Origin of the sequence: Xanthomonas sp. WHRI 10204, assembly GCF_040202875.1 — a bacterium.
Classification (GTDB): Bacteria; Pseudomonadota; Gammaproteobacteria; order Xanthomonadales; family Xanthomonadaceae; genus Xanthomonas.
The window spans coordinates 2,087,051-2,112,136 of record NZ_JBEGDW010000001.1 but is presented as its reverse complement, the minus strand read 5'-3'; the positions used below and the strand labels follow the sequence as shown (position 1 = coordinate 2,112,136).

Genomic DNA, 25,086 nt, shown 5'->3' with positions numbered 1-25,086 from the left:
CCGCGTATGCGGCCTCCCAAGACTTAAAGAGAAGGCCTGGACCTTCCCTCCGTTGCTACATCAGTGGAATCATGGCCACGAGGCAACTCAAGCCGCCGCGAACTTCATATTTCTGTGAGGAGCGTCGTTGAACCGCTTGCTCTTGGAAGTTGCATACTAAAGCCCCATCGGAAAGCATCCGGCGCAATAAGGAGTCGATCGGTGCCTAAGCGCAAAGGGAACGGTGCGGCGCCGGCCAAGGAGGGGCGCGGGAGTGCTGGTGGTGCCGCAGCGGGTGGTGGCTTCAATTTCCAAGCAGGGGTCACGGCGATTGCAGGCGCACATCTCATCCGCGGAGTAGCACTCGGGTGGTTGCCGGGCATCATGGACGATGTTCCGGTCGCTGTCTCAGCCGAGAGCGGTGGGGCCGGTGATGACATCCGACTCGAGCTCGCGGGTGGGGAGGTCGTCGAGGTGCAAGTCAAGAAGGGCTTACGCGGTTCGAGCGACTTGTGGAGCGCGCTCTTGCTTTTGGCACGCGGCGTGGTGGACGGCTCAATTGCATATGGGGTTCTCGTCGCGTCGCCTTGTAGTTCAAGGAGCATCCCAAAGCTGGGGGGGGATTTGCGCCGGTTAGCAGATGGCAGAACCGACGCGCTTACCGACCTTGGGCAGCATTGGCACACGCTCCTCGGCACCCACGGCATTCCCGTGGAGGCGGCCTGCGCCCGTCTGCGCATCCATACCGTGCATGCGACTGAGACTGACGGTGCTTCCGTCACGTCGGTTAAGGCCGTTCTCGCAGGCGTGGATGCGCGCCCCGGGTCCTCCGAGATGATCTGGGGCGTGCTGTATCGCGACGCGCACCGCTTGATCGAGTGCCGGGGCCGCTGGACAAGCCTCTCGCTCCGCATGCTGCTCGGCTCGTCGGGAACGATCCTCGCGCAGGGCAGCTCTCTGCTGCAGGCAGAAGCGAACGTCTGCGACTGGGTGCAGCAAACGAACCAGAGCTTCTCCGTGGTAGGAATTCAGTCGCCGCTTCTGATGAGCGTGGCCTGGATTCAGCTCCAGGCGGTCGTCATTGATGTTCCCGATCGGGACGACAACGACGTGGCTGCGGCATTGTCGAAGTATCAGAAAGGGCGCCGCTCGGGAGGTCCGGGGCACCATGATGAGGAGCTGAGCGGCCAATGGATCGGCCGCTTCTACACACGCGCCGTTGTTGTAGCAGGTCCTGGTACCGGAAAGACCACCCTTTTGACACGCCTTGCGCAGGTCTATGCAACGGATGGCTACCCGGTGCTCAAAGTGAAATTGAGCGCAGTCGCTGCCCGCATGAACGCTGGGAGCAGCTTCCTAGAAAGCGCGCTGCACCTAGGTCTGTCGGGGTCGGGTGTGCCAGAGCAGGTAGCGAGGAATACAGGGCTTCGAAACTGGGTGCTGCTTTGCGATGGATTGGACGAATGCCACTCCGGGCAAGAAATGGTAGCGGTAGAGATCGCGAAGTGTGCGGCGGGATATCCTGATCTGCGAGTTGTGGTTGCAACGCGACCTATCGGATATCACACATCAGCCCTTGCTGCGTGGCGGCATTACGAACTTCTGACTTTCGACGACGCTGCGGCCGCGACGCATCTTGCGATCCTCCTGCGAGCAGCGGCGTCATCTCAGCCAAGCATTGCTTCACGAGCCGACGCCATCGCGTCGGTCGCCATGCAGAAGGGGCCAACGTCGCGCGTTGTATGGACGCCGCATCTACTTGGGATGGCCGCGTCGCTGCTTCTGAGGGGCGGGGAGCTCGGCGCGACTCCAGCTGCGCTCTACCGGAGCCTATTTCAGCTCGCTGTATCGGCCTCAAATCGGAGAACTAAGGATACGAAGCTCTCGGAGCCTGTGCTTGCGAGTGTGCTGGATCACCTAGGGTGGCAGGTCATCTCCAATCCTCTGGTGTCTTTGGAGGAGATGCAGCAGTGCTGCGCGGGCTACCTTGCAGAGGAGCTCAAACTTTCGCGCCTTCAAGCGTTGGACATTGTTTCCAACGCAGCCGCCTATTGGCAGGACGTCGGGCTGGTCGAGCATCTTCATCACGCGCAGCGCGACCTTCTTGCGTTCATGCACAAGACGTTTGCCGAGTTTGCTGCCGCACGCTTCCTGCACGGCCGACCTCCTGCTTGGCGCCAAGCGATGATTGAAAAGCACATCGGTTCGGATAATTGGTCGGAAGTGCTCAATTTCGCGGCGGAACTTGGTCTCGGAGAGGAGATCATTGATGCAGTCTTCCGGGTCGCGCCTGTGAAGCTCGTCGGCGCAACCTCACAGGCGCTGAGGATTGCGAATGGAGGCCACCTCACTGCCTCCACTCTCAGGCTATTGTTGGAGCGGGCCTGGCGAATCGTGGCCTCTGAAGATCAAGAAGATAGCTACGCGATCGGAGCGATGCTTGCGGACCTTGCCGCGTTGTATCGCGATGAAGTCGGCATTTTCGCATCGGTCCACTTGGCGGATAGGCACTCCTGGACGCGTCTCGTGGCATGGACGTGCGCCGCTGAAGCGGGAGAGGCTCACTACCGGCTCGACGAAGCAGTTGCGGCGGTAAAGGAAGGGTGCGCGAATACAGATCGCCCGCGCAGCTTGCTGCTCGGGGGTATCGGGCTTGGGAGGCGCACAGCCGATGTCCATCTGGTGCAGCGCCTTGCACTGCGCATCGGCGCGCGCTTGCGCCTTGAGCGCTCGGAATCAGAAATCGATGCGCTACTCGAAGCGCTGGAGCACGGCGCAGTCGATACGGTGTCATTCCAGAGTGAGCTTACACGAACAGTAGGCAAGCTCGGAAAGAGCGCGAGTGGGTCGTATGAGCAGTTCATCAACAACATGAAGTCTATGTGGGCGTCAAACGATTCAGCAAAGGGGACTCACGCGGAGCAGGCGCTTACCGACGTCATCTTGGGGGCTTTAGCATCGCCTACAAGAATATCGAGGGACCCGGCACTCTCGGGTCAGCCCATGCTCCAGTTCAGCGCATTCCTGCGCCTCACAGGCTTCCTCGAGACCTCTTACTCAGACCTTGGTGCATGGACAAAGCCGGTTGACATGTCCATGGCGCACCAAGTGATTCGTGCGCTGGCCAGCGTGTCCGGCTTGGACCGAGAAGTGCTCGGCTGGGAAGCAGGGAGTCTTTTAGCGCGCACACTCGAAGGCGGATCGACCGCGCCTTGGTGGCTTGCATTCGATCCGGCGAAGGTGGATGTTCCCGATCCAGCGTGGGAACGCGTGCGCGCTTTGGACTTGGAACGAGGCAAACTAGTCGAGGCCGTTTTACATCCTTCGAGTTGGTTCATTGCACTTGCGGCGAATCTGCTCGATGGCCTAGGCCCTGCATCGGAGGTGGAGGTCCGACATCTTCTGCGCGAGTCGCGTGGATACTCATTTGCAGGTGCTGCCTATCTAGCTCGGCAGTTGGGAGGGCACGGGGCTGAGCTCCTGATTGAGCGGGCAGCAGGATCGCAGGTCGAGGGATTAGAGCATGTGTTCGAACAGATACGAGAGCTCGCGCCGCCTTTGACTGACAGTTTGCGATCTGCCTTGGAGCACGGTTTGTTTGCGCCTAACGCGCTCATTGCAAAGGCCGCCGCTTCGCTGGCGATAGACCTGTCACGCGCAGGCGTCGGTGAGCTCTGGGAGATGTCGGCGCGCGCGATGGCGCATTGGAGCGTGCATGAGGGACCTTATCCGCAGATGGGCGGAGTTGTTCCCGACAGCCCGCGCAGTCTTTTACTCGAAGCGATGGCGTGCTTTGACGAGTGCGTGGATGAAGTCCTTTTTGAGGCGCTTGGTGATCAGCGTAGCGACGTCCGCGACGCTGCAGTTGCCGCGCTGGTGCGACGCACGAAGGAATCGCTGGAGACGGGGGCGTACGTCGTCGATCATGCGCTCGGCAAGACCATGCCCGCCAAAGCACTTCATCAGATCCTCTCCAAATCGGCCATGCTGGCGGTTGACGATGTAAAGCGACTTGAGCCTCTACTTCGCGACGCTGATCCCGCGTATCGGCGCGCAGCGTGCGGTCTTCTGGAGACCCACTATCTGACTGAGGAAGCGATCAAGCAGAAGGCGACGCATCTACTAGACGACTCGGAGCGGGAAATCCGCCGTGTCGCGGGCAAAGCGCTTGAGAGAATTGGGGCGCCCTTTGGGGGCGAAGCGATGTGATCGGCGCAGAGCGAACGGCAGCTGTGGGCAAGTTCGACCTCTATCACAGCGTCTGACGCCCGAACTCGTACGGGCGCCTCGAAATCCTTGGTTAGACAGGTTGCCCACGTTGCAGCCTCTGCGTAGGTGTAGTCAGCATCGAGCATCTGCACTGCTCATAGGGTTTAGCGCCGATCTGCCTCAGTCCGAGTTTGAAGTGGGGCCAGCGTATCCCTCACACTTCGGAAATCCAGCCGCCGACCACGCCGTCGCCCATCAAGATGCCTCACATCCCGCTCGAACGCACCTTTCAAGACCTTCCGAAGACGACGCGCTCGCCCCTTGAGGATGGCGGCTCGTACCGGGCCGCGCGCTATGGAAGCAAGGTGGACTGGACGGCACTTTTGGAGTCGGACCGCGTCCTGATCGTGTCCGAAGCTGGCGTTGGGAAGACCGAAGAGTGCCGCGAGCAGGCGCGGCGGCTCTGGGGCGAGGGGCACGCTGCGTTCTTCATCGAGCTCTCTGGACTGGCAACCGAATCGCTGGAGGACTACCTCATCGAGGATGAGAAGGTAGAGCGCCTCGGGCAATGGAAGTCATCCCGGGATGCGCGGGCGTACTTCTTTCTGGACTCGATTGACGAGCTGCGCCTGACGATGCACTCGTTCGACCGGACGCTTGCTCGCTTCGCAAGGGCGCTCGATGGTCATATTGGCCGCGCCTGCATCGTTCTCACGACTCGCCCTGTTCCGCTTGATCAGGAGATCATCCGTGATCGTCTACCGGTGCCTCAGCCGCTGGCGGAAGTGGGCGGGGAAGATGCCTTCGCACGTATCGCGATGGGCGTGAAGCCGCCTGCTCCGAAGCAAAGCGCGCCGCCGTGGCGTTTCGTCGAACTGAGCCCGCTTTCGGACTCCCAAATGCGGGTAATCGCCGAGCAGCAGGGGGTTGGGAACGCAGATGATCTTCTTGCGACCATTGCTTCCCGCCATGCACACGAATATGCGCGCCGCCCCTTGGACTTTCTTGAGCTCTGTGATGACTGGAAAGTGCACGGGCGAATTCGCGCGCATCGCGATCAGGTCGACAACAGCATTCGGGTCAATTTGCAGGGAAGAATTGACCGAACCGAGCCTGCGGCGCTATCGGCGCAAAAAGCACGCGAGGGCGCTCGCCGCCTAGCGCTCGCAGTCCTTTTGACACGAAAGCTGGTGATATGGCACAGCACGGACGGCGACCGCGGTTCAGGGGACAATGCACTAGATCCAGCAAGCATCCTGACTGATTGGAATAGGGATGAGATCAGAACTCTGCTTGAGCGTGCGCTCTTCGGATTCGCAAACTACGGGCGCGTTCGCTTCCACCACCGCTCAGTGATCGAGTTTCTGGCGTCTGAGCGCCTTCTCGCGATGTCGCGCGCCAATTTCTCGGATCGGGATCTATCTGTGGTTCTGTTTACGACCACACCGGAGGGAGAGCAGTTGGTCAAGCCGTCGATGCGGCCAGTGGCGGCTTGGCTGGCGCGCGATCACAACGCTGTATGCGCGGAGGTGATTGGGCGCGAACCGATTGTGCTGCTGGACCACGGCGACCCGGAAACGCTTAGTGGCGATACGCGACGCGCTGCGCTGCGCCGCTACGTCGAGGCCTATGGACAAGGCGGATGGCGGGGGCAGTCGGTGCCGGCCCTTCAAGTGGAGCGGTTGGCCTCAGCGGAGCTCGGAGATCTCGTGGGTGAGCTACTGAGCCGGCCGATCGAGAATCCGGAAGTCCGGGAGACGCTACTGGGGTTGATCGGCGCGGGGCGGATGCTTGCCAATGCTGACTTGGCCTATGCAATTGCGATTGGCGAGGAACAAACTTCCGCAGATCGCACGCAAGCGCTTTTCGCGCTGGCCGCACTTTCCGACGCGCGAGTTCCTGCGCTGCTTGATCAGATGGGAGAGGACAGCGCGGGTTGGCCTGATCGCGTGCTGCGAAGTGTGGTCGTGGAACTCTTCCCAGCGCAGGTGTCTGCACGCCAGCTCATTGGAATCCTTCGGCGGCTGGAAGCGAAGAAGCGCGATGTAAACGGCGTTGGTGCGCACTTGCCCCTGATAATCGAACGCGCGCAACTGAACCGCGAGACGCTCGAGGAGCTAACAACGGGCCTTTCGGATCTGGTTGGGTCTGCGCTCTCTTGGGACGCGAACATCTATCGAATTTCAAGCGCCCGCCATGACCTCGTTGCTGCGCTGGAAAGCGTCTGTGTTAAGCGGCTGAGCGCGGGTCAGGTTGATAGAGAGTTGACCCAAGCATGTGCGTTAGCGGGCCTACTGCAGTCTCGCGACCAGGGCGTCAGCAGAGAAGAGCGATCCCTACATCATGCGCTCGACGCGGCGGAGAGCGACTTGCGAGGTCAAATTTTTTGGGCGCAGTCGCGCTTGACGAAGGGCCTTGTGTCGACCGAGAAACGGAACGCGGTCTCGCGACTCTTTCTTATGCAGAATCTTGGGAGCTTCACGCTTGATCCGAAGAAAGACCTCGACTGGATCGCAGCTGCCGCGGAGAACCAAGCGGGCGCACCGTATGAGCGCGAGCTTGCCGTCGAGCTCGCGATCGATGCTACGCATCGCCTGGATGACAACTCTGTATGGGTCGCCAAGCTGGGGGCGGCTGTGGCCGACCATTCGCCGCTCTCAAAGCGCGTCTCGGATTTCGAAGCTGCACTCGCCGCGCCGCGCCAGGTCGCTGCGTGGGAGCAGAAGCAGGCAGAGCGAGATGAGGCGAAGCGGAGGAAGCACTCTAAGGGCATCGCAAGCTGGATTGAGTTCCACCGAGAACTCGTGGGAAGCCACGCGCCCTATGCGGAGGATCGCTTGACGCTTACTGCCTACAACTTGTGGCGGGTCGTCGAGCTTGGTGCCCGTGAGCAGGGACGCGATGGTTGGGGACGAAAATTCCTGGAAGGATTCTTCGACCTGCGCGTGATCGATCGCATGCAAGACGTGTTTGGCCGCGCTTGGCGACTGAGCACACCGACGCTTCGCTCTGAACGGCCTGCTGATGAGAAGAATCTTGTCGAACAGCACATGCGGGTGGGGCTCATGGGTATTTACGCCGAGGCGGAGCGTCCAGGTTGGGCCTCGAAACTGTCAGCGGAGGAAGCGCAGCTGGCGTGCCGATATGTGCCCCACGAGTACAGTGGCATGCCCGCGTTCGTGGACGATCTCGCTGCGGTACACCCCGGCGCTATTGAGGCGGTGTTGGGCGGCGAGCTCACCGATGAGCTCGAAACCGCTGATCGCGGACACGCGACCTCCCTGCATCAACTGCGAAGCGCGTCGCCGTCCGTGGTCGCACTTTTGCTCCCACGCCTTCGAGCATGGACACTCCATGCGATCAGCCAATCAGGCCTCGCGCCCGCGCTGGTCGAGAAGCTCCGAGGCGCAACCGACCTACTTCTGACGCACGGTAATACGTCCGACGTGGAAGCTATTCGGAGCACTGCGGTCGAGCATTCGGAACGCGGCGGCGAAGGGCCTGACCTCCTGTTCTGGCTTGCGCTGCTTGGCCGTGTCGATCAGATCGCGTTTACAAGCGCGATTGAACGCTGCGCCGAGCCTATCAGGCCGGCTGCAACCTCACCTGTCGTTGGCTGGCTTGGTACGTTGTTCGGGCATCAGGCTGCGCTGGATACGGCTGCCTTTAAAGGGCAGCCGTATCTCCTTCTCAGGCTCGTGCGGCTGGTCAACAAGCATGTGCGCGTCGCGGACGATACGGACTATGAGAGTGAGCGTTCCAGGGGCGGCCGCGAGGACGCCGAATACTCGCGCAACGCACTATTGAACGCCCTACTTGCAGAGAATGGGCCGGGCGCGTGGGAAGCGAAGCGGCAGCTGGCGGGTGATCCGGAGGTGACGCGGTATAGCAAGCGCGTTCTTACGCTCGCGCGTGAGGGGCTGGCTGAGGCGTGGGACACCAGCATCTACACAGAGGACGCGGTCAACAGGTTCGAGCTCTCGTTCGAAGTGGCGCCGCGCAATCAAGCGGAGATGGCCTCTCTGCTCAACGCACGTCTGTTGGATGTCCAGGACATGCTGACCCGGGACACGTCATCGCGCGAGTTATGGGCAAGCACGCATTCGGAGCGACTGCTGCGCCGCCAAATCGCACAAGCGCTGGAGACTCGCGCACGCGGGGGCTATACGGTGAATCAGGAAGCCGTCACGGGCGATGAGAAGGAAACGGATATTCGTCTGACATCTACTGCTGCAGACGTGGAAGGGGTGATTGAGCTCAAGGTCGGGGATAGCAAGAGCTACTCCGTCCGAAAGCTGCGAGAGGCATTGAACGATCAACTTGTCGGCCGCTACATGAGGCCAGGGAACCGACGGTCCGGTGCACTCGTGATCACTCTGGCCAAGACGCGCAGGTGGGAGCACCCGGAATCGAAGTTGTACCTGTCGTTTGAGGAACTCATCGCATTGCTGGATGGGGAAGCGCAGGCTTTGATGGCTCGGATGGGAAACGGTGCTTTTGTCAGGGTGTACGGTTTAGACCTTAGACCAATGCGCGGCTAGCATACTGTGGTCCGCTTAAGCGAGGCCGCGTGCGGCAGTAAGTGAAGGAAAGGTGCCTAGTCGTCTTCCAGAAGACGGGCAGCTGGATTCGCCGTAGCACCGCCAGTCTGGAAATACCCCACAACACTTGACACTGCCCGGTGCTCAGTCATCTGCATAATCGCCGGTAGCGGCACGCCCTGTCGGCTGGCTTCGGTCACAAACCCTGACCGCAGGCTGTGTCCACCGAAGTCGCCCTCCAACCCCGCCTGACGTGCCCGGCGCTGAACGATTTCCGCAACCGCGGCAGGGGAAAGGGCAGGGCCCACGCGCACCTTCCACAGACGCCGAAAAATCGCCCCCTCAGTAATACCCGCCGCCGCCAGCCATTCCTCAAGCGCCAGCGCTGCGCGATCGAGCACAGGCTTGTCGGGCGTTGAGGAAGCCGTGACGCCAGCTTGTTGTGTTTTGCTGTGCTCTAGACGGTAGATGTAGCCCTTGTCGCTGATGCGACGCAGGTCGCGCATGTCAGCGGCCGCGACCTCGCTGCGTCGGCGTCCGCCGCTAGAGAAGGCAAAGCAGAGCAGGGCGCGGTCACGAATGCCCTCCAGCGTCACATTGCAGGTTGCCAGCATGGCCTCCAGTTCGTGCAAGGTGATGGCCGTCTTCTTGCGTGGTCGCTCGCCGCGCTTCACCGCGGCGCGACCAGCGCGAGACAGGACCGTGCGGACCGAAGGCTGCTCACAGGGATTGGCTAGATGCTTGAGCCGATGCGCCGTCGACAGAACCGCGACCCGGTGGCGCACCGTCGACAGGGTCCAGGCGCCAAGCTTGGCCTTTAATCCCGAAGCAACCAGGGCCTGATCGACCGCCGGCGGCAGTTCCCAGGTCAATTCGCCCTCGGCCGATCGCCGGACCACATGGTCGACCACGAACTGTAGGACCGCAGCTTCAGGAACCGGCAGCGTCAGCTCGATGCCATAGCGCGCCGCATGCCAGCCTGCCCAATAGCGCAAGGCGGTCGCGTAGCTGCGGGTGGTGTTGGCGGCAGCGGCCTCGGCCAGCAGTTCGCGGACCGCCTCAGCGGCCTGTTCGGCCAGTTGTTCGGGCAAAACGAGGCTACTGGCGGTTTGCGCGGAGACCAGAACTGTGGAGTTATCACTCATAGTATGTAATTTACGCTATGAAATAGACGTTTTACCCACGATAATCATCACTTATCGCGAGTACGTCAACTGCGGGGCAGGGCGCAAGTAAGGGAGACAGTTTCAATGGCCAGAGGCATCACCGAATCCGACGTGCACGGCGCTGCCGATGCGCTTGTTGCAGATGGCGAGCGACCCACGGTCGAGCGCATCCCTGCCCATCTGGGCACAGGGTCACCGAACACAGTTGTGCGCTGGCTGGAGACTTGGTGGCAGGGTTTAGGGGCTCGCTTGGCAACAGACCGTCGGGTCCGGATCACAACGGCAAACGTGCCTGAAGCCGTCGCTGCCCTGGCAGGGCAGTGGTGGACGCTGGCGCTGGATCAAGCCCGAGCGCAGGCCGATGTGGCAATGGCTTCTGATCGGGCATCCCTCTTAGATGCCCGAGAAACGTTGGAGCGCGACCGGCACTCTATGCAAGCCGAGCTTGCCCAACTAAAAGGCGTGACCCACGCCGCTCAGCAAGCAGAACAACTCGCCGCCGCACGAACTTCCGAGCTAGAACGCCTTGTCGAGCAGCTGCAACGTCAGCTGGCCGAACTTAGCCACCAGCGTGACGCCTCAGCTTTGCGCGTCCTCGGCGCAGAAAGCGCCAATGAATTGTTGCGGGTCCAACTTCAAGAGTTGCAGGATGCAGCGCGTGCCGAGCGCGACACCTTGACCCAGCACATGTGGGGCGGTTGCGGGAACTCACCCAATCGGCCTTCGTGCGGCCGTATCTGACCTCGCAGTTCGAGCAAGAGTGGTTTAGCAGTTATCCCAAAGGTCCTCATCGGATCTGAGCGATGGAGCGTATGAATAAGCCACCTTGAATTGGGCAAGCCCCAGTTAGTCCGGGAAGGTAATATCAGCGCCTAGACTTCTTCCGTTTAACGGACTTCCGTCGATCCGCGGCGGCCTTTGACGTGGCGACCAGCATCTTTTTTTGGAAGTGCTCCGCAAATACAACCGCCTCGTCGTAGATACCTGGCTTGCCGCCCCTCAGCCGAAGAAATATTTGCTGTAACGTCGGAGAAATAACTAGACGCCGATGCTTCAAGGAGTAACCCAGTTGCTTGGCTGCCACATAGGAAGAGAATCCTGCAAGAAAGATGCATACCTGTACCCACAAAGAAGCGGCTGCCGGCACCTCACCCGAATAGATGCGAATAAGCATCCATCCGCAAGCCACTAACATGACCGCCGGCAACGTCATATAAGCAAGCCGTCGGACCATGCCAAATGGCAGGATCCCTACTGGATCGCGAGCTCGAGCGATTGTGTCAATTGCATAAATAAACAAGGGTATGCCCAAGCATGCAATATCGATGTTCGACAAGGAGTAGCTTGTACTGGCAAGGCTGAAGATCGCAAAAAGTATGGCTGAAAAAAACAGTAGAACGAGCAGGTCAGCATGAAGCTCGGCGTAGAATCGCCGTAAGAACTCGTTATTTTTCCTGTAGTGCGAGTTTAAGAGATCTACAAGATACAACGCGCTTAACCCGCATGGCAGATCAATGAGCGTCACAAAGGGAATGGCAACCGATGCCGGCCACCCGTGGGCAAGAAGATAGGGAGTAAAGGCCAGCAGCCCCCAAAAAAGAGAGCCTGCGATTATTAGAACGAGGATGATATGCATCGAGTCCAATCATTAGATTTGCGATAAATATCGGCACGGCCTTTGCATAGCTTGAGTCAATTTCACTCATAGATGTTCGCAACTAAGCATTCCTGCGCCATTCGACATATTTCCCTGGCGTCCGAAAAACGGGATGCCATGCGACTGGTGAAATCCGGAGTGACAGAGTGCGACCATTGGCGAATGTGCCCACCATGCGCCCTAGGTGCAACGCGCCTGAGGGTTAGACCCCGACACGCAGGTGAACTTGGGGCCTCCAAGGCAAATTGCCATGCAGAAGATCGTTGCTGCAGACCGGGCTGGACAGTGGATACGCCGCTTATCCATCCGCGCTAGGTGACCGGAGTGCGCGCAAAGAGTGCAGTGCGTAGGTGCCCCAGGAGCCCAATGCGGCACCGTATCGATCAAGCTGTGATTTCCCCGAACTGCATCGTAAACCTGTGAATTCGCCGAGCAAGGGGAGAAATTCACAGCTTTACCGAGCCCGGTTCCAGGCTCTCTCTACGCAACAGGCTCCAAAGTACCATGAGTTCGCATAATGTATATTATGTCAGAACACTTCGGTTTCAGAGCTAGCATTCCTCTACCGGGCTGGGTGTGCTGACAGCCTTGCCATCACTGTTGACGTCCCGCATGAGCTCCGGCGCCTTCTTGCCCCGCATACACCTGACCGACTTTCCACATCACACGGCTGCATAAAATAGCCCCATCAGAAAAACAAGGTGGCCCACGTAATAGAAATAAAACGTACTGCGGGTGCTTGGAATGGGAATGTTTATGCGTGCAAGCAACAGCAGAGGCAACGCCAATAGCGCCCAAAACGTATCGCTAAAGAAGCAAATTAGCGACACCGGCAGTACAAGCAACACAAGTGCAGAGATTCCTTTCGATAATCTCCACTGCCAAGGATTGCGCCAGAACACCCAGCCGCCCAGCACGACGGCCACACCAGCCCATCGATAATCGACCGCTGCCGGTACAAGCAATACGCACACTGCCAAAAACGTCCATTGACGTCGTTCGATTGCCAGAATGCACGCAGCCGCTAACGCAAACGACAACGACAACGACAACGACAACGACAACGACAACAGCACATTCAGCGGGAATACGTTTTGAAATGCGATCGCCACCACCGGCGTTGCGATGATGCCCCACAGAAACAAGCGCTTGACCGATTTTTCGATATCGGCGTTAGGTTGGGCAAGGTTGTAGGCCAGAACCAGCGCAAACAACGGAAAGGCCACGCGCCCCAATTCGGCGATGCCCGGGACGTAGCCCAGCCCCAGAATCTTCAGGGCGTGATCGCCCGTCATAAAGACGGCAGCCAGCCATTTCAAAAACTCACGGCCGCCGCTGGTCATTGAGACCTTTCGCCTTGGTCGCCGCAAACGCCGTGGCACCCACCCACCGGCAGGAGGCGCATTGACGCACGGTGTTGATGCAAGCGCGTGCCCCGCTTCGCTCCATCCGGCTGTGCTGGACGCTCATCGGGCAGCACACTCATTCGCCCTCACGGCGCACCGCCCCCTTGTCCTCCTGCAGCTCCCGCTTGAACGGTATATCCGGCGGCGGTCGCGCGGTGGCGGGCTGATCGTTGAGATTGGGGTCGCTCAGGCCACAGCCGCCGCCGAATTGCAGCAACGACACGACGCAGCTGATCTTGGTGGTGGTGCCCGGGATCGGGATCTCGATCTTCTTCAAGCCGCGGCGCACCCATTCCTGCAGCAGCGACTGGTTGGGCATCCAGTACTTATCCAGCGAGGTCGGCGTGTAGCCGTACGGCGGGCGCTTGAGCCAGGTGCCGCCTTGGGCGATCTGGTCGCGGGTCCAGGTGTCGGTGTCGCTGCCGGGTGGCCCGCGGTCGCCGGCTCCCTTGCCGGCATCGCCTGCCCCCGCCACGCGCACGCTGCCGTCACTATTGAACATGCCATCGCGCTGGCCGTTGGCGCCGGTGGTTTCACCACGACGGTTGCGGTCGGATTTGCTCCAGTCGTCGGCATTTGCAGCGACGTCCCAGCCGCCACTGCGGTCCGCCGCTGCTGGCCCGGCAGCGGTATTGGTCGCGGGCTTGGTTGACGAAGACGCTGCGGCAGCGCTGTTACTGGACTGCTCTGATTTGGCCGATGACGCTGTTGCCTGCGGCGCGGACGTAGCGGATGCCGGCTGCGGAACGGAGGCGTTCGCTGTCGATGTAGGCGGTGCCGACGTCGGTGCGGCAGTTGCCGGTGCGGTTGGCGGCACAGGCGCCGGCGTAGATGCCGGCTCCGGCACGTTGGGCAGTTCCGTGGTGCGCACCGCCACCTCGGGCATGCGCACGGTTGGAGTGACTTCCCTAGGACGCATCGTCGGTGCTGCAACCTGCGGCCGGTCCGGCACCACCACTTCGCGCTCGCGCACGGAAGGTGCATCGGCAGATCGCACGGCCACGGCTGCGGCCGGGCGCTGCAATTCGCGCAGCTGCGGCCGGTCGGTCACGGTCTGGATCTCGCGCTGACGCACCTCCACCTGCGGCGCGGTTGGCGTCATCGCTCGCGGCGCCACGGTAATGCTGGGCGGTGGAGGAACCACAAACTCGTTGGTGGCGACCGCAGTTTCGGTCACCTGCAGCGGTGATTCGATCGTCACTTCCGGCACCTGCACCGTCACTTGCGGCACCTCCGGTGTCACCGGCTCGCTGGCAGCGGCGGTAACCGGCTCCGGCGCGCTTTCCTGCGCCTGCGCAGTGCTGGTTGCATCGACAGGCTCGGCGGCAGCCTGCGGCGGTACCGATGCGGGCGTCGTCGGTTGTGCAGACTCACCGGGTGCCGCACCCGCACTGGCCTGCTGCGCGGCGGCAGCGTCTGCAGACGCTGCCTGTGCCGCCGCCGAAGGTTCTGCTTGCCCTCCCCCCTGCTCCGCTGCGCCGTCACCGATGAAGGTCATGCGCACACGCGACTCTTCGCCCGGTTTGGTGTCGTCCGGCGCCCAGCGCACGGTGACCACCCAGATCAGCAGCGCGATGAAGCCGATGTGGATCAACAGACTGCCCAGCAGCGCGAGCCAGTGTTGCCGGCGCTGATCGGTCGGGCGTGGCTCCCAGTGCTGCCACCACAGGCTGCGAAATGCCTGGAACGGCGTCAGCGTCGCGGCAGCACCTGCGCCATGGGCGGCGGATGGACGTGCCAACAGCACATCCATTACCTGGTCGTCGTTGAACGGCGCCGCCGCGTCGTCGCGGTTGCGCATCCAGATCGCCCACCCGTATGGCAGGCCGGTGCGCCGATCCAGAATGAGCTTGGCCGGCATGCGCGCGCGCAGCGCCTGCAGCAGATCGGCAGCCGTTGTCACCGGTGACGCGGAATCAGGCCGCGCTGTCGCGCGGAATGTACGGTGCGTCGCCGGTGGCGTGGTCGGTGGCATCGCGCACCGCAATCACGCCGGGTACGCGTCCCATCAAGGTCTTTTCGATGCCCTGCTTCAGCGTGACATCGGCCATGCCGCAGCCGTGGCAACCGCCGCCGAAGCGCAGCAGCACCACGCCGTCGGCCGAGACTTCCTGCACGGCCACACGTCCACCGTGCGATGCCAGCTGCGGGTTGATCTCGTTTTCCACCACCCAGCGCACGCGCTCCACCATCGAGGCAGAATCCGCCGGTGCTTCGCCCTTGATCTTGGGCGCCTTGATGGTCAACTGCTGGTTGCCGGTGGACTGGGTGACGTAGTCGACCTCGGCACCATCCACCCACGGCACGCTGGCGGCGGCGACATATAACGTGAAGCCATCGCAGTCGATGGCCCACTCGTCGCCGCTCAGGTCCGCAGGCTCTGCGAACTCAAGCCTGGCATCTGCGCGAGGGGTGCCTGGGTCCACCGCGCTCAGGCGAACGCCCATGCCGGGCACGCCTTCGCGTTCGATGAGCTTGCGGAAATAGGTTTGGGCTTTGTCGGATATCTGGATCATGCGGGTTATTCTACCGCCCAAAGCGCCCTCGCTCATGGAACACCGTGATCCTGGTGGGTGCGTCGTCTGCCACCCCTGCGAGACCGTCATGACCGATCTGATTCCCCTGGAGCAGGCCCATTGCCTTCCGCGCAAGGGTAGTGACCACAAGCTTGGCGAGGCCCGCCTAGCCGAGTTGCTGCCGCAGATACCTGGCTGGGAGCTGGCCGAGGCTGGCATGGCCATCACGCGCACCTTCCGCTTTGCGGACTATTACCGCACCCTCGCCTTCGTGAATGCGCTGGCCTGGATTGCCCATCGCGAAGACCACCACCCCGATCTGGGTGTGCACTACGACCGGGTGGTGGTGCGTTATTCCACCCACGATGTGGGCGGGCTGAGCGAAAACGACTTCATCTGCGCGGCCAAGACCGCGCAACTCTACGATCAGGGAGTCACTGCATGACCATTTCTCGCGCTGCCCTCGCCGGCCTGTGTCTGGCGGCCGGCCTCAGCGGCTGCGGCAAGTCGCCGCAACAGGCTGCCGCGCCTGCGGTGGCCCCCACAGAGCTTGCTGCGCTGAAGACGCCGCCGCCTGAGTACGCACCGGAGCTGGCCTGCGCCGGGGTCGGTGGCACCACCGTGCTCAGGGTCGTCGTCGGTACCGAAGGCACACCGACCGAGGTGGCGGTGACCCAGAGCAGCGGCCAGCCGGTGCTGGACGACGCTGCACAAAAGCGTGTGCGCGAATGGAAGTTCAAGGCGGCCACCCGCAATGGCCAGGCCGTGCCGCAAACCATCCAGGTGCCGGTCGCCTTCAAGCCGCCGGTGCCGCGTCCGGACGAATGCTTCGCCATCGAAGAACGCGCGCGCCGCGGCGGTTGAGCGCAGTAGTCAGCGTGCTGCAACGGCTCTGACTAAGCGACGACGGGCAAGACGCTCGACACCGCGATGCATCGCTCATCGACACCGGTTGCCCCGGCCGGTGGTTGCACATGAACGTGCGGCTGTCTTCGGCACCACGCCTTCGTCATCCATACCCGACCATCCTGCTGCCGCCAATGGTCGCGTGATTGCACTGACCACATCAGGATCGCTTCCCACTCCACGAGGTCGTCGCGTCGCATGCTTGAGGTGTCATCACAGAACGTCTGGACCGCGCTGGCGGTCACCTTGGCCGCCGGACTTGCCACCGGCCTCGGCAGTCTCATGGTGGTGTTCGCCAAAAAGCCCAATCCGCGCCTGTTGGCGTTCGGGTTGGCATTTGCCGGTGGCGCGATGGTGTACGTGTCGTTGTCGGAGATCCTCAACAAGTCGATCGCCGCATTTTCCAACGCCTACAACGACAAGCTGGGCTTTACCTTCGGCACGCTGACCTTTCTGGGCGGCATGCTGCTGATCATGGTGATCGACCGCTTGGTGCCCAACCCGCACCAGAGCCTGTCCACCGACGACCCGCAATTTCGCGACGACAACCGCGCCTACATCCGTCGTGTCGGCCTGATGACCGCCATCGCGATCACCGCGCATAACTTTCCGGAAGGGCTGGCGACGTTTTTCGCCACGCTGGAAAGCCCGGCAGTGGGCATGCCGTTGGCATTCGCCATCGCCATCCACAATATTCCCGAAGGTATCGCGATCGCGGTGCCGGTGTATTTCGCCACGCGCAACAAGTTCTATGCCTTCGGCGCCAGCCTGCTGAGCGGCCTGGCCGAACCTATCGGCGCCGGCATCGGCTATCTGGCGCTGTCCAACGTGTTGTCCGAAGCGGTGTTCGGCACGGTGTTCGGGCTCATCTCCGGGGTGATGGTGTTCCTGGCACTGGACGAACTGCTGCCGGCGGCCAAGCGCTACGCACAAGGCCACGAAACGGTCTACGGCTTGGTATCGGGTATGGCCACGCTGGCGATCAGTCTGGTGTTGTTCCGCTTCGCGGCGCCGTGAGGCGTGGCGCGCCGGTCGCGAGCAACAACCTGTGCTGCTTGTTGTGAGAGCTGAGGTTTTCCGCATGCAAGCATGGTCCGGGCCGACGCCGCTGCTAGGCAACGTGCGCGCGTGCCACCAAATACTGCCCTGACGTTGTGACGCACAGGCGGCCTTGCGCACGCTCTGCGGCGCTGCGATTCGTCAACGCGCAGTCCTCCTGAACGCTGCCGTGCCAGGCCATTACCGGCACCATGTCAGCAAGCTTCCAGACATCGAATGCGGCGCATCGTACGCGCGTCATCAACGCGCACACAGCGAGGTGCCGTATGCAACGCACATGGTCACAGGGGCGCATTGGCTTGGCGCTGGCAATCGCATCCGGCGGCGCCTTGGCACTGGTCGGCTGCCAACGCACCGTACCTTCGGCAACCGCAGCGGCTCCAGTCGAACCAACCGCCTCCACAGCCCCGGCCTACACGCCGCCGACGGCCGATCAGCTGTATCGGTTGGTCGCTCCGATCGCCCTGTTTCCCGACAAGCTGTTGGCCCAGACCCTGGCGGCTTCGGTCTACCCGGATCAGGTGCTCACCGCGCAGGATTGGCTGCACAGCAATCGCAACTTGGCGGCCACTGACCGAGCGCAGGCCACGGTGTCGCAGCCGTGGGATCCCAGCATCAAGGCATTGACCGCCTTCCCCGATGTGGTGGACCAGCTGGCCGGCAATCTCGATTGGACCCGCGCGCTCGGCGATGCGTACGCGCATGACCCCAACGATGTCCTCAACGCGGTGCAGATCATGCGCCAGCGCGCTCAAGCCAGCGGCCACCTGCGCAGCACGCCGCAACAGCAGGTCCAGGTGGCGCGGCATGTGGTGGTCACGCCGATCCTGGATGGCGAAAGTGTTCCGCCGCCGTCGCAAGTCATCACCATCGAACCCGCGCAGCCAGAGCTGGTGTACGTGCCGCGCTACGACCCGGGCGTGGTCTACGGCACGCCGGTCGATGTCTATCGCGACTATCGCTATCGCCCGGTGCGCTGGTACGACCAGGGCGATGTGGTAACCACCGGAGTGGTGTCGTTTGGCGTCGGCGTGCTGGTCGGCAGCGCACTGGAACGCCACCACGGCTGGTTCGGATGGGCCGCATCGGCACCGGCGTGGCATCACTGGGGTTGGAACAGCTGGGGCGTGGACTGGAACGCACCGCCGGCCGCACCGCATTACGTGGTGTACCAGAACCACATCTATGCGCCGCGCACCACCATCATCAACAACCGCAGCACTTATATCGACGCGCGCTCGTACGTGCGGCAGAACCAGCGGTATGGCCCCAACAGCACTGCGGCATCTACGCCGGTTCCCGGACTGACGCCGACAGGGCTGCCAGTCAACCGCGCGGCCTTGCCGATCGCCGCGGCAGCAGGTGCGCAGTCGCTCAGAAACCTGCAGCGCCCCAATCGCATAGCGCCCTCGCCCGCCAACGCTCCACGTCCGCCCGACTATGCGCACTTGTCAGCGCCGCATTTTGACCGGCAGATGCTGCAGCCTGGCCGCCCAGTGGCAACGCGTGCTGCAGCGACGATGCCGGCAAATATGCCGTCGCAGGCGCAGACAACGTTACGCGCAACGAATATCCCCGCACCGATGCTCGCCTCTGGCGCGCATTCGGCGGTCCGCATATCCGCGGCACCGGTTGCACAACAGCGCATGGCGCAATTACAGCCGCTGCATCAGGCGAGCACTGCGGCCCGCATGCCGGCGTTCGAAGCGACCCGTCAAGCACCTCCAGCAGTCACGGCACACGCTGCGTTTGCCAACCTCGACTCACACGATGCCCCTCATCGTGCGCCAACAGCGGCGCAATTCCAGTTTCCACAGATGCACGAGCAGCAGCGGACTGCGTCACCTCAGCAAGCTGCCTTGGCGCCACCGCAACGGATGGAACGTGCGCAGTCACTGCTGCCGCGCCAGGAGCCGCGGCCTATCCCCCAGGCCCAGCCGCAACAGCACCCGCAGCGCATGGTTTCCTTCGCACCTCCGCGCCCTACTCCTGCCCACCCGGCAGAAATGCATGCGCAACGTCCGCCCGCTCGTGCACAGGCACCTCAGCATCGCGACCACCATCACGACAGCTAAGCGTGGCTGACAGAGCTTCGACGTAGTGGCCGGCTGTGACGGCCGCTTCCCTGGAGCGGCTCACCAAGCTGAGATCCCGGCACCGCCCAGGTCCGCTGAGCCACAGTCATCACGCGGCAGATACTTGAAGCGCTCCTGAGAAGCGCGCCTGAAATCACTGCGTCAGCGCCCCAGCCGATCCAGCGCCTCGGCCAGCTCCGGGGCCAGCGGCGCGCTCAGCACGTAAGGAGTCTTGCCCGCATCCAAGGCGAACTCCAGCGAGGCCGCATGCAGGAATAGCCGCTTCAGACCCAGCTGATCGCGCAGGCGCTTGTTGACCTCGGCCTCGCCATACTTATCGTCGCCGGCGACCGGGTGGCCCAGGTGCTGGGCATGCACGCGGATCTGATGAGTGCGGCCAGTTTCGATGCGCACTTCGCAATACGAGTGCCCGCCGCGCCTTTCCAGCAGCTTGAAGTGGCTGAGCGACGGCTTGCCGATCGCATTGACCTGCACATGCCGCTCGCCGCCCTGACGCAGGCCGATATGCAAGGGTGCGTCGACGGTCATGACGCCGTCCGGCATCCGCCCCACCAGCAAGGTCAGGTAGCGCTTGGTGATGCCGCGCCCTTCGACACGGTCGTCCTCGCGCATCAGCGCCTGCAACTCCGTCAGCGCGGAGCGTTTCTTGGCCACGATCAATAGACCGGATGTATCGCGATCGAGCCGGTGCACCAGTTCCAGGGTCTGGTTCGGGCGGAGCGCGCGCAAGGTCTCGATCGCGCCAAAGCTGATGCCGCTACCGCCATGGCTGGCGACGCCGGTGGGCTTGTTGAGCGCCAGCAGGCGCGCGTCCTCGAACACGATCGACGCCTCCAGCCGCGCCATAAACGAAGACGGCGGCGCTGCCTTGTCGCCCTCCTCGTTGACGCGCACCGGTGGAATGCGCACTTCCTCGCCGCCTTCGAGCTTGCGCTCGGCCTTGGCACGCCCGCCATTCACCCGCACCTGGCCACTGCGGACCAGCTTGTAGATCAGGCTGCGCGGCGCACCCTTGAGCTGGCCGAGCAGAAAATTATCCAGCCGCTGCCCAGCGCGGTCTTCCGGAACTTTGAGAATACGCACGCCCACACGGTCGGCGGGCGGCTTGGGGGGCTGGGGGTCGGTCATCCGGCTCTTTATTCTGTTACACTCGGCGAGCGAGATAAGGGTTTGATTTCGTTGGAAGTTGATAGGCCAGAAGCCTGACTTCCGATGATTCCGGCACAGTGCGCGACCACCGCCCCAGGGGCGGCCATGTTAGCGGCTCACCGGCCTACCCGGCCATCGCCGGCGGTTTTTGACCGTTGCGCTGAACATGTCCCGTGCGCTGCCCCGGTCCGTCCGGACGCGGCTGCCGGCCCTGAAACACCTATAAAACTTAAAGACAAGCGCTCCCGCGGCCTGCCGTGGTGTTGCAGCGCTGGAAACCCTGGTCAGGCCTGTCCGCGCGTTGCGCGAAGGGCCGACAAGCTGTTCCAGAGGCGAAACGTCACGGCGTTCCGCGCGGTAGAGCGCGTGAGGAACGCAACAATGAAGCGAATGCTGATCAACGCAACGCAGGCAGAAGAACTGCGCGTGGCGATTGTGGACGGCCAGACCCTGTACGACATCGACATCGAACAGCCGTCCAAGGAACAAAAGAAGTCCAACATCTACAAGGGCCGTATCACCCGGCTTGAGCCCTCTCTGGAGGCGGCGTTCGTGGACTATGGCGCCGAGCGCCATGGCTTCCTGCCGTTGAAGGAAATCTCCCGCGATTACTTCCAGGCCGGCGTCGACCACAACAAGTCGACCATTCGCGAGCTGTTGCGCGAAGGCCAGGAAATCGTGGTGCAGGTCGACAAGGAAGAGCGTGGCAACAAGGGCGCCGCCCTGACCACGTTCATTTCGCTGGCCGGCCGCTACATGGTGCTGATGCCCAATTCGCCGAGCGCCGGTGGCGTGTCGCGTCGGATCGAAGGCGAAGACCGTGCCGCGCTGAAGGAAGCGCTGGACAAGCTCGATATCCCCGACGACATGGGCGTGATCATCCGCACCGCCGGTGTCGGCCGTGACGCCGAAGAACTGCAGTGGGATCTGGATTACCTGCTGCAGACCTGGAAGGCGATCGCCGAGGCTGCGCTGAGCAAGCCGGCCGCGTTCCTGATCTATCAGGAATCGCGCCTGATCATCCGCGCACTGCGCGACTACCTGCGCGCCGACGTCGGCGAAATCCTGGTCGATACGCCGGAGCTGTATGCCGACGCCCAGGAATTCATGAAGCAGGTGATGCCGCAGAGCCTGCGCAAGCTCAAGCACTACACCGACGACATTCCGCTGTTCAACCGCTTCCAGATCGAATCGCAGATCGAAGGCGCCTACGAGCGCAACGTGCGGCTGCCGTCGGGCGGCTCGATCGTGGTCGACCAGACCGAAGCGCTCACCGCTGTCGACGTGAACTCCTCGCGCGCCACCAAGGGCAGCGATATCGAAGAGACCGCGTTCCAGACCAACCTGGAAGCGGCCGAAGAAGTCGCACGCCAGCTGCGCCTGCGCGACCTCGGCGGCCTGGTGGTGATCGACTTCATCGACATGGCGTCGACCAAGCACCAGCGCGAAGTCGAAAACAAGCTGCAGAACGCGCTCAAGTACGACCGTGCGCGCGTGCAGCTGGGCCGCATCTCGCGCTTCGGCCTGATGGAAATGAGCCGTCAGCGCCTGCGTCCGAGTCTGGGCGAGTCCAGTCAGATCGTCTGCCCGCTGTGCGATGGCCATGGCCGCATGCGTAGCGTGGAATCGCTGTCGTTGTCGATCATCCGCGTGGCTGAAGAACACGCCATGAAGGAAAACACCGGACAGGTGCTGGTCCAGGCCCCGGTGGAGATCGCCAATTACCTGCTCAACGAGAAGCGCAGCGCGCTGCGTGAGATCGAGCAGCGTCACGATTCGCCGATCATCATCGTCGCCGACGAGCAGTTGCGCACGCCGCACTACGAAGTCACCCGCCTGCGCGAAAACGAGTTGGGCGAAGACAGCGGCAAGCCCAGCTACCAGCGCGGCACGCCGCGCAAGTTGCCGGTGCATGCGCTGACCAAAGCACAGTTGAACATTCCGGCAGCGCCTGCGGTGACCTCGATCAAACCGAGCCAGCCGGCTCCGGTGCGTGAAGAGGCCCCTGCCCCGATCGCACCGACTCCCGCGCCGGCACCGGTCGTGACTGTGCCGATTCCGGCGCCGGTCACCGGTGTGGTTGGCTGGCTGAAGCGCATCTTCGGTGGTGTCGAGCCGGTTGCTCCTGCAGCCGAGTCGAACCAGCGTCCGCGCCAGAACGATGCAGGCCGCAATAACCGAAACGAGCGCGGCGAGCGTGGCGGTCAACGTCGCGACGGTCGCGATGCCCGCAACGGCAACGGTGGCAATCAGCAGCGCGGCAACGGCAACGGTGCTAACAAGGAGCGTCGCGACGAGCGCCGTCAGCCGGCCAATGGCCAGAACGGCCAGGCCGCACAAGCTGGCGCCCAGGCCCAGCAGCAGGTGCAGGTACCCAAGCCGCCGCGCAACGAAGCGCAGGCACCGAAGCAACAGCAACAGCAGCCACAGCAGCAGAAGCCCAAGCAGCAGAACCAGACGCCGCGTCCGCCACGTGCACCTGCACAGCAGGACGGCGTGCCGTCCGAGCGGCAGCCGCGCCCGGCGCGTCAGGATGAGGAAGGCACAGCTTCGGCACAGACGCTGACGTCGACCGCAGCAACGGCAACCACCTCGACTGTTGTTGCGGCCATTGCCGACACCGCTGCACCTGCCAACACACAAACCACCGCGAACGAAGCCAATCAGGCCCATCCGGTCGACGTTGTGGTGAGTGAGTCCACCGCCGATCACGGCGTCGACGCGAGTGCGGATGGCCAGACCCAGGACGCGTCGGGCGACGATGCGGCCAATGGCGAAGGTGGAAGCCGTCGTCGTCGCGGCCGTCGTGGCGGTCGTCGTCGTCGTCGTGGCGCCGGTGCAAATGGTGAAGGCGGCAGCAACGCCGATGGTCTGGAAACGGACGATCTGGACGGTGATTCAGACGGCGATCTCGATGGTGACAACGAGGGCGACGAAGCCGGTACGCAGAACTCGGCATCCGCCGCTCCGCGTGCAGGCCAGCCGGAGTTCGACTTCGACGATGACGCTCCGGCCCCGGCTGCCCGTACCAGGCCTGAGACCACTGCAGCGGCAGCGCCGAAACCGCGTCCGGTTCCGAAAGAACGTGCGGAAACGCAATCGGACAGCGACATGACGTCGACCACCGCGCCGGTCTCGAACGCTGCATCGTCGTTCGCGCAGCAGGCATCGGCACCGGTTGCCGATGCAGCGGACCGAGCACGCGATGGAGCAACAGTGGCGGCTGCGCCGGCGGCACAGCCGACCGTTGCGGCTCCGGCAATTGCACCGTCCCCGGTTGTCCCGACAGCTGCGGCTTCGGCACCTGCCCCGGTCGTCACGCACGCTCGGGTTGCTGACGCGACCTCGGGTGACGCTCCGGCTGCGGCTGCATCGACCGCTGCCGCCCATACGGCAGCGGCTGCGATACCTGCAACTGCAACGCCCAACGCTGAGGCAGCCCACGCTGCACCGGTTGCGGTTACCAAGCCTGTCGAGCCTTCTGCCCCGGCCGCGTCGGTGGTCGAAGCAACGGTGGTCAAGCCGGTGCCCAACGCATCGGCCGACACTGCGGCTGCGGCACCGTCGGCCGATGCGCAGGCACGTGCTGTTTCAGCGGTCACTGCAACGCCTGCGGTGCAATCGGAGTCCGTCACGCGTGCGGTGCAACCCGAACCTGTGAAGCCGGCGCCGGCAACGCCTGTTACCGAGCAACAGACGCCTGCAGCAACGGCAACATCTGCGGCACCGGCCGCCGTGGTCACAGCCGCGGCGCCACATGCCGAGCCGACCAATGGGGGCAAGCCTTCGGTAGATGTCGCTGTGACATCCACCGCCACGGTCCCGCAGGCCGCCGCAGCATCGGACGATGCGCAGGCAGCTCCGGTGCGCAAGCCGTATGCCCCGGTGCAGACGACCATGCTGGACGCGCTGGCTCCCAAGGCCGACGCAACACCTGCGTCGTCGGCGGCTGCAACGTCGGTACCGCACAAGGCGCCAGAGCAGTCGACGCCAGCAGCACCGCAGGCAGCTGTACAGGTGCAGGAACAGGCGGCCGACAAGCCGAAGCCGACCGTGGTCGTCTCCGAAGCCGCCAAGCCTGCAGCGCCCTCAGCTGACGCCGGCACTGCGTCGGCACAGGAAGACGACAGCAACAAGCCGCGCGACGATCACTGATCTTTGCAACGCCTGGTCGATCTGGCCCGAATTGCTCGGGCCAGATCTACGTCAAACACGGCGGCCTTCGGGCCGCTTTGTTTTTGGTGCGCAATTCGCCACGACAACACCGATGCAACGCGTCGAACTGGATGCATTCCCGGCTCACGCAAATGTTCAACGCAGCGTCGATTGCCTGGTACTCGCGAGGACGTGTTGTCACGTCGCTCTGCAAACAGGACCAGTCTGCCCCCTGATCAAGTGGGCA

14 protein-coding genes are annotated in these 25,086 nt (G+C 62.8%); 8 read left to right on the top strand and 6 right to left on the bottom strand.

From position 1 onward, the window contains the following. Positions 1–201: 201 nt before the first annotated feature. Both ABQZ00_RS09275 and hyoA read left to right on the top strand, forming a co-directional pair. Positions 202–4,188, top strand: coding sequence for a HEAT repeat domain-containing protein (locus tag ABQZ00_RS09275; RefSeq protein WP_323536987.1), 3,987 nt, complete (start codon positions 202–204; stop codon positions 4,186–4,188). Positions 4,189–4,379: 191 nt separating this feature from the next. Beyond that, positions 4,380–8,729, top strand: a complete 4,350-nt coding sequence (gene hyoA / locus ABQZ00_RS09270; RefSeq protein ID WP_323536988.1) for an NACHT domain-containing antiphage protein HyoA — start codon at positions 4,380–4,382, stop codon at positions 8,727–8,729. 56 nt (positions 8,730–8,785) lie between these two features. Here the strand turns inward: hyoA and ABQZ00_RS09265 are convergent, their stop codons facing one another. Beyond that, entirely contained in the window at positions 8,786–9,874 is a 1,089-nt protein-coding gene (locus ABQZ00_RS09265; RefSeq protein WP_323536989.1) for a site-specific integrase, read from the bottom strand. Between the two features lie 105 nt (positions 9,875–9,979). Here ABQZ00_RS09265 and ABQZ00_RS09260 point away from each other — a divergent pair, with 105 nt between their 5' ends. Then, positions 9,980–10,636 carry a DNA-binding protein gene (locus ABQZ00_RS09260; protein WP_323536990.1) on the top strand — a complete coding sequence of 219 codons (657 nt, stop codon included), beginning with the start codon at positions 9,980–9,982 and terminating at the stop codon, positions 10,634–10,636. 124 nt (positions 10,637–10,760) lie between these two features. On the opposite strand, the gene ABQZ00_RS09255 is transcribed toward ABQZ00_RS09260, so the two are convergent. The 4 genes from ABQZ00_RS09255 to ABQZ00_RS09240 all read right to left on the bottom strand — a co-directional run bounded on the left by ABQZ00_RS09255 (position 10,761) and on the right by ABQZ00_RS09240 (position 15,474). After that, complete coding sequence (locus tag ABQZ00_RS09255) at positions 10,761–11,531, bottom strand: hypothetical protein (RefSeq protein ID WP_323536991.1); 771 nt, start codon at positions 11,529–11,531, stop codon at positions 10,761–10,763. 683 nt (positions 11,532–12,214) lie between these two features. Further along, the gene (locus ABQZ00_RS09250; protein WP_323536992.1) at positions 12,215–12,895 is read right to left on the bottom strand and encodes a TraX family protein; all 681 of its coding nucleotides are present in this window, start codon (positions 12,893–12,895) and stop codon (positions 12,215–12,217) included. Between the two features lie 139 nt (positions 12,896–13,034). Continuing rightward, the gene (locus tag ABQZ00_RS09245; protein WP_323536993.1) at positions 13,035–14,861 is read right to left on the bottom strand and encodes a transmembrane repetitive protein; all 1,827 of its coding nucleotides are present in this window, start codon (positions 14,859–14,861) and stop codon (positions 13,035–13,037) included. A 13-nt stretch (positions 14,862–14,874) separates the two neighbouring features. Beyond that, positions 14,875–15,474 carry an NfuA family Fe-S biogenesis protein gene (locus ABQZ00_RS09240; protein WP_055854241.1) on the bottom strand — a complete coding sequence of 200 codons (600 nt, stop codon included), beginning with the start codon at positions 15,472–15,474 and terminating at the stop codon, positions 14,875–14,877. A gap of 88 nt (positions 15,475–15,562) precedes the next feature. Here ABQZ00_RS09240 and ABQZ00_RS09235 point away from each other — a divergent pair, with 88 nt between their 5' ends. The 4 genes from ABQZ00_RS09235 to ABQZ00_RS09220 all read left to right on the top strand — a co-directional run bounded on the left by ABQZ00_RS09235 (position 15,563) and on the right by ABQZ00_RS09220 (position 19,514). Next, the gene (locus tag ABQZ00_RS09235; RefSeq protein ID WP_055854238.1) at positions 15,563–15,919 is read left to right on the top strand and encodes a 4a-hydroxytetrahydrobiopterin dehydratase; all 357 of its coding nucleotides are present in this window, start codon (positions 15,563–15,565) and stop codon (positions 15,917–15,919) included. Continuing rightward, positions 15,916–16,338, top strand: a complete 423-nt coding sequence (locus ABQZ00_RS09230) for an energy transducer TonB (protein WP_311238242.1) — start codon at positions 15,916–15,918, stop codon at positions 16,336–16,338. Before ABQZ00_RS09235 ends, ABQZ00_RS09230 begins: the two co-directional genes overlap by 4 nt. Before the next feature lie 240 nt (positions 16,339–16,578). Continuing rightward, positions 16,579–17,397, top strand: coding sequence for a zinc transporter ZupT (zupT, locus tag ABQZ00_RS09225; protein WP_055854232.1), 819 nt, complete (start codon positions 16,579–16,581; stop codon positions 17,395–17,397). A 308-nt stretch (positions 17,398–17,705) separates the two neighbouring features. Further along, positions 17,706–19,514 (top strand): DUF3300 domain-containing protein, encoded by a 1,809-nt coding sequence (locus tag ABQZ00_RS09220; RefSeq protein WP_323536994.1) that lies wholly within the window; start codon positions 17,706–17,708, stop codon positions 19,512–19,514. A gap of 162 nt (positions 19,515–19,676) precedes the next feature. Here ABQZ00_RS09220 and ABQZ00_RS09215 read toward each other — a convergent pair whose 3' ends face one another. After that, positions 19,677–20,663 (bottom strand): RluA family pseudouridine synthase, encoded by a 987-nt coding sequence (locus tag ABQZ00_RS09215; protein WP_115553841.1) that lies wholly within the window; start codon positions 20,661–20,663, stop codon positions 19,677–19,679. A gap of 411 nt (positions 20,664–21,074) precedes the next feature. On the opposite strand from ABQZ00_RS09215, the gene ABQZ00_RS09210 reads away from it, so the two are divergent. After that, positions 21,075–24,839: an Rne/Rng family ribonuclease gene (locus ABQZ00_RS09210; RefSeq protein WP_323537425.1), complete on the top strand. Its 3,765-nt coding sequence runs from the start codon at positions 21,075–21,077 to the stop codon at positions 24,837–24,839. The last annotated feature ends 247 nt before the right edge of the window (positions 24,840–25,086 follow it).

Coding starts and splice junctions, on each gene's coding strand:
- ABQZ00_RS09265 (WP_323536989.1), bottom strand. CDS start 9,874: ATGAGTGATAACTCCACAGTTCTGGTCTCCGCGCAAACCGCCAGTAGC.
- ABQZ00_RS09260 (WP_323536990.1), top strand. CDS start 9,980: ATGGCCAGAGGCATCACCGAATCCGACGTGCACGGCGCTGCCGATGCG.
- ABQZ00_RS09255 (WP_323536991.1), bottom strand. CDS start 11,531: ATGCATATCATCCTCGTTCTAATAATCGCAGGCTCTCTTTTTTGGGGG.
- ABQZ00_RS09250 (WP_323536992.1), bottom strand. CDS start 12,895: ATGACCAGCGGCGGCCGTGAGTTTTTGAAATGGCTGGCTGCCGTCTTT.
- ABQZ00_RS09240 (WP_055854241.1), bottom strand. CDS start 15,474: ATGATCCAGATATCCGACAAAGCCCAAACCTATTTCCGCAAGCTCATC.
- ABQZ00_RS09235 (WP_055854238.1), top strand. CDS start 15,563: ATGACCGATCTGATTCCCCTGGAGCAGGCCCATTGCCTTCCGCGCAAG.
- ABQZ00_RS09230 (WP_311238242.1), top strand. CDS start 15,916: ATGACCATTTCTCGCGCTGCCCTCGCCGGCCTGTGTCTGGCGGCCGGC.
- zupT (WP_055854232.1), top strand. CDS start 16,579: ATGCTTGAGGTGTCATCACAGAACGTCTGGACCGCGCTGGCGGTCACC.
- ABQZ00_RS09220 (WP_323536994.1), top strand. CDS start 17,706: ATGCAACGCACATGGTCACAGGGGCGCATTGGCTTGGCGCTGGCAATC.
- ABQZ00_RS09215 (WP_115553841.1), bottom strand. CDS start 20,663: ATGACCGACCCCCAGCCCCCCAAGCCGCCCGCCGACCGTGTGGGCGTG.
- ABQZ00_RS09210 (WP_323537425.1), top strand. CDS start 21,075: ATGCTGATCAACGCAACGCAGGCAGAAGAACTGCGCGTGGCGATTGTG.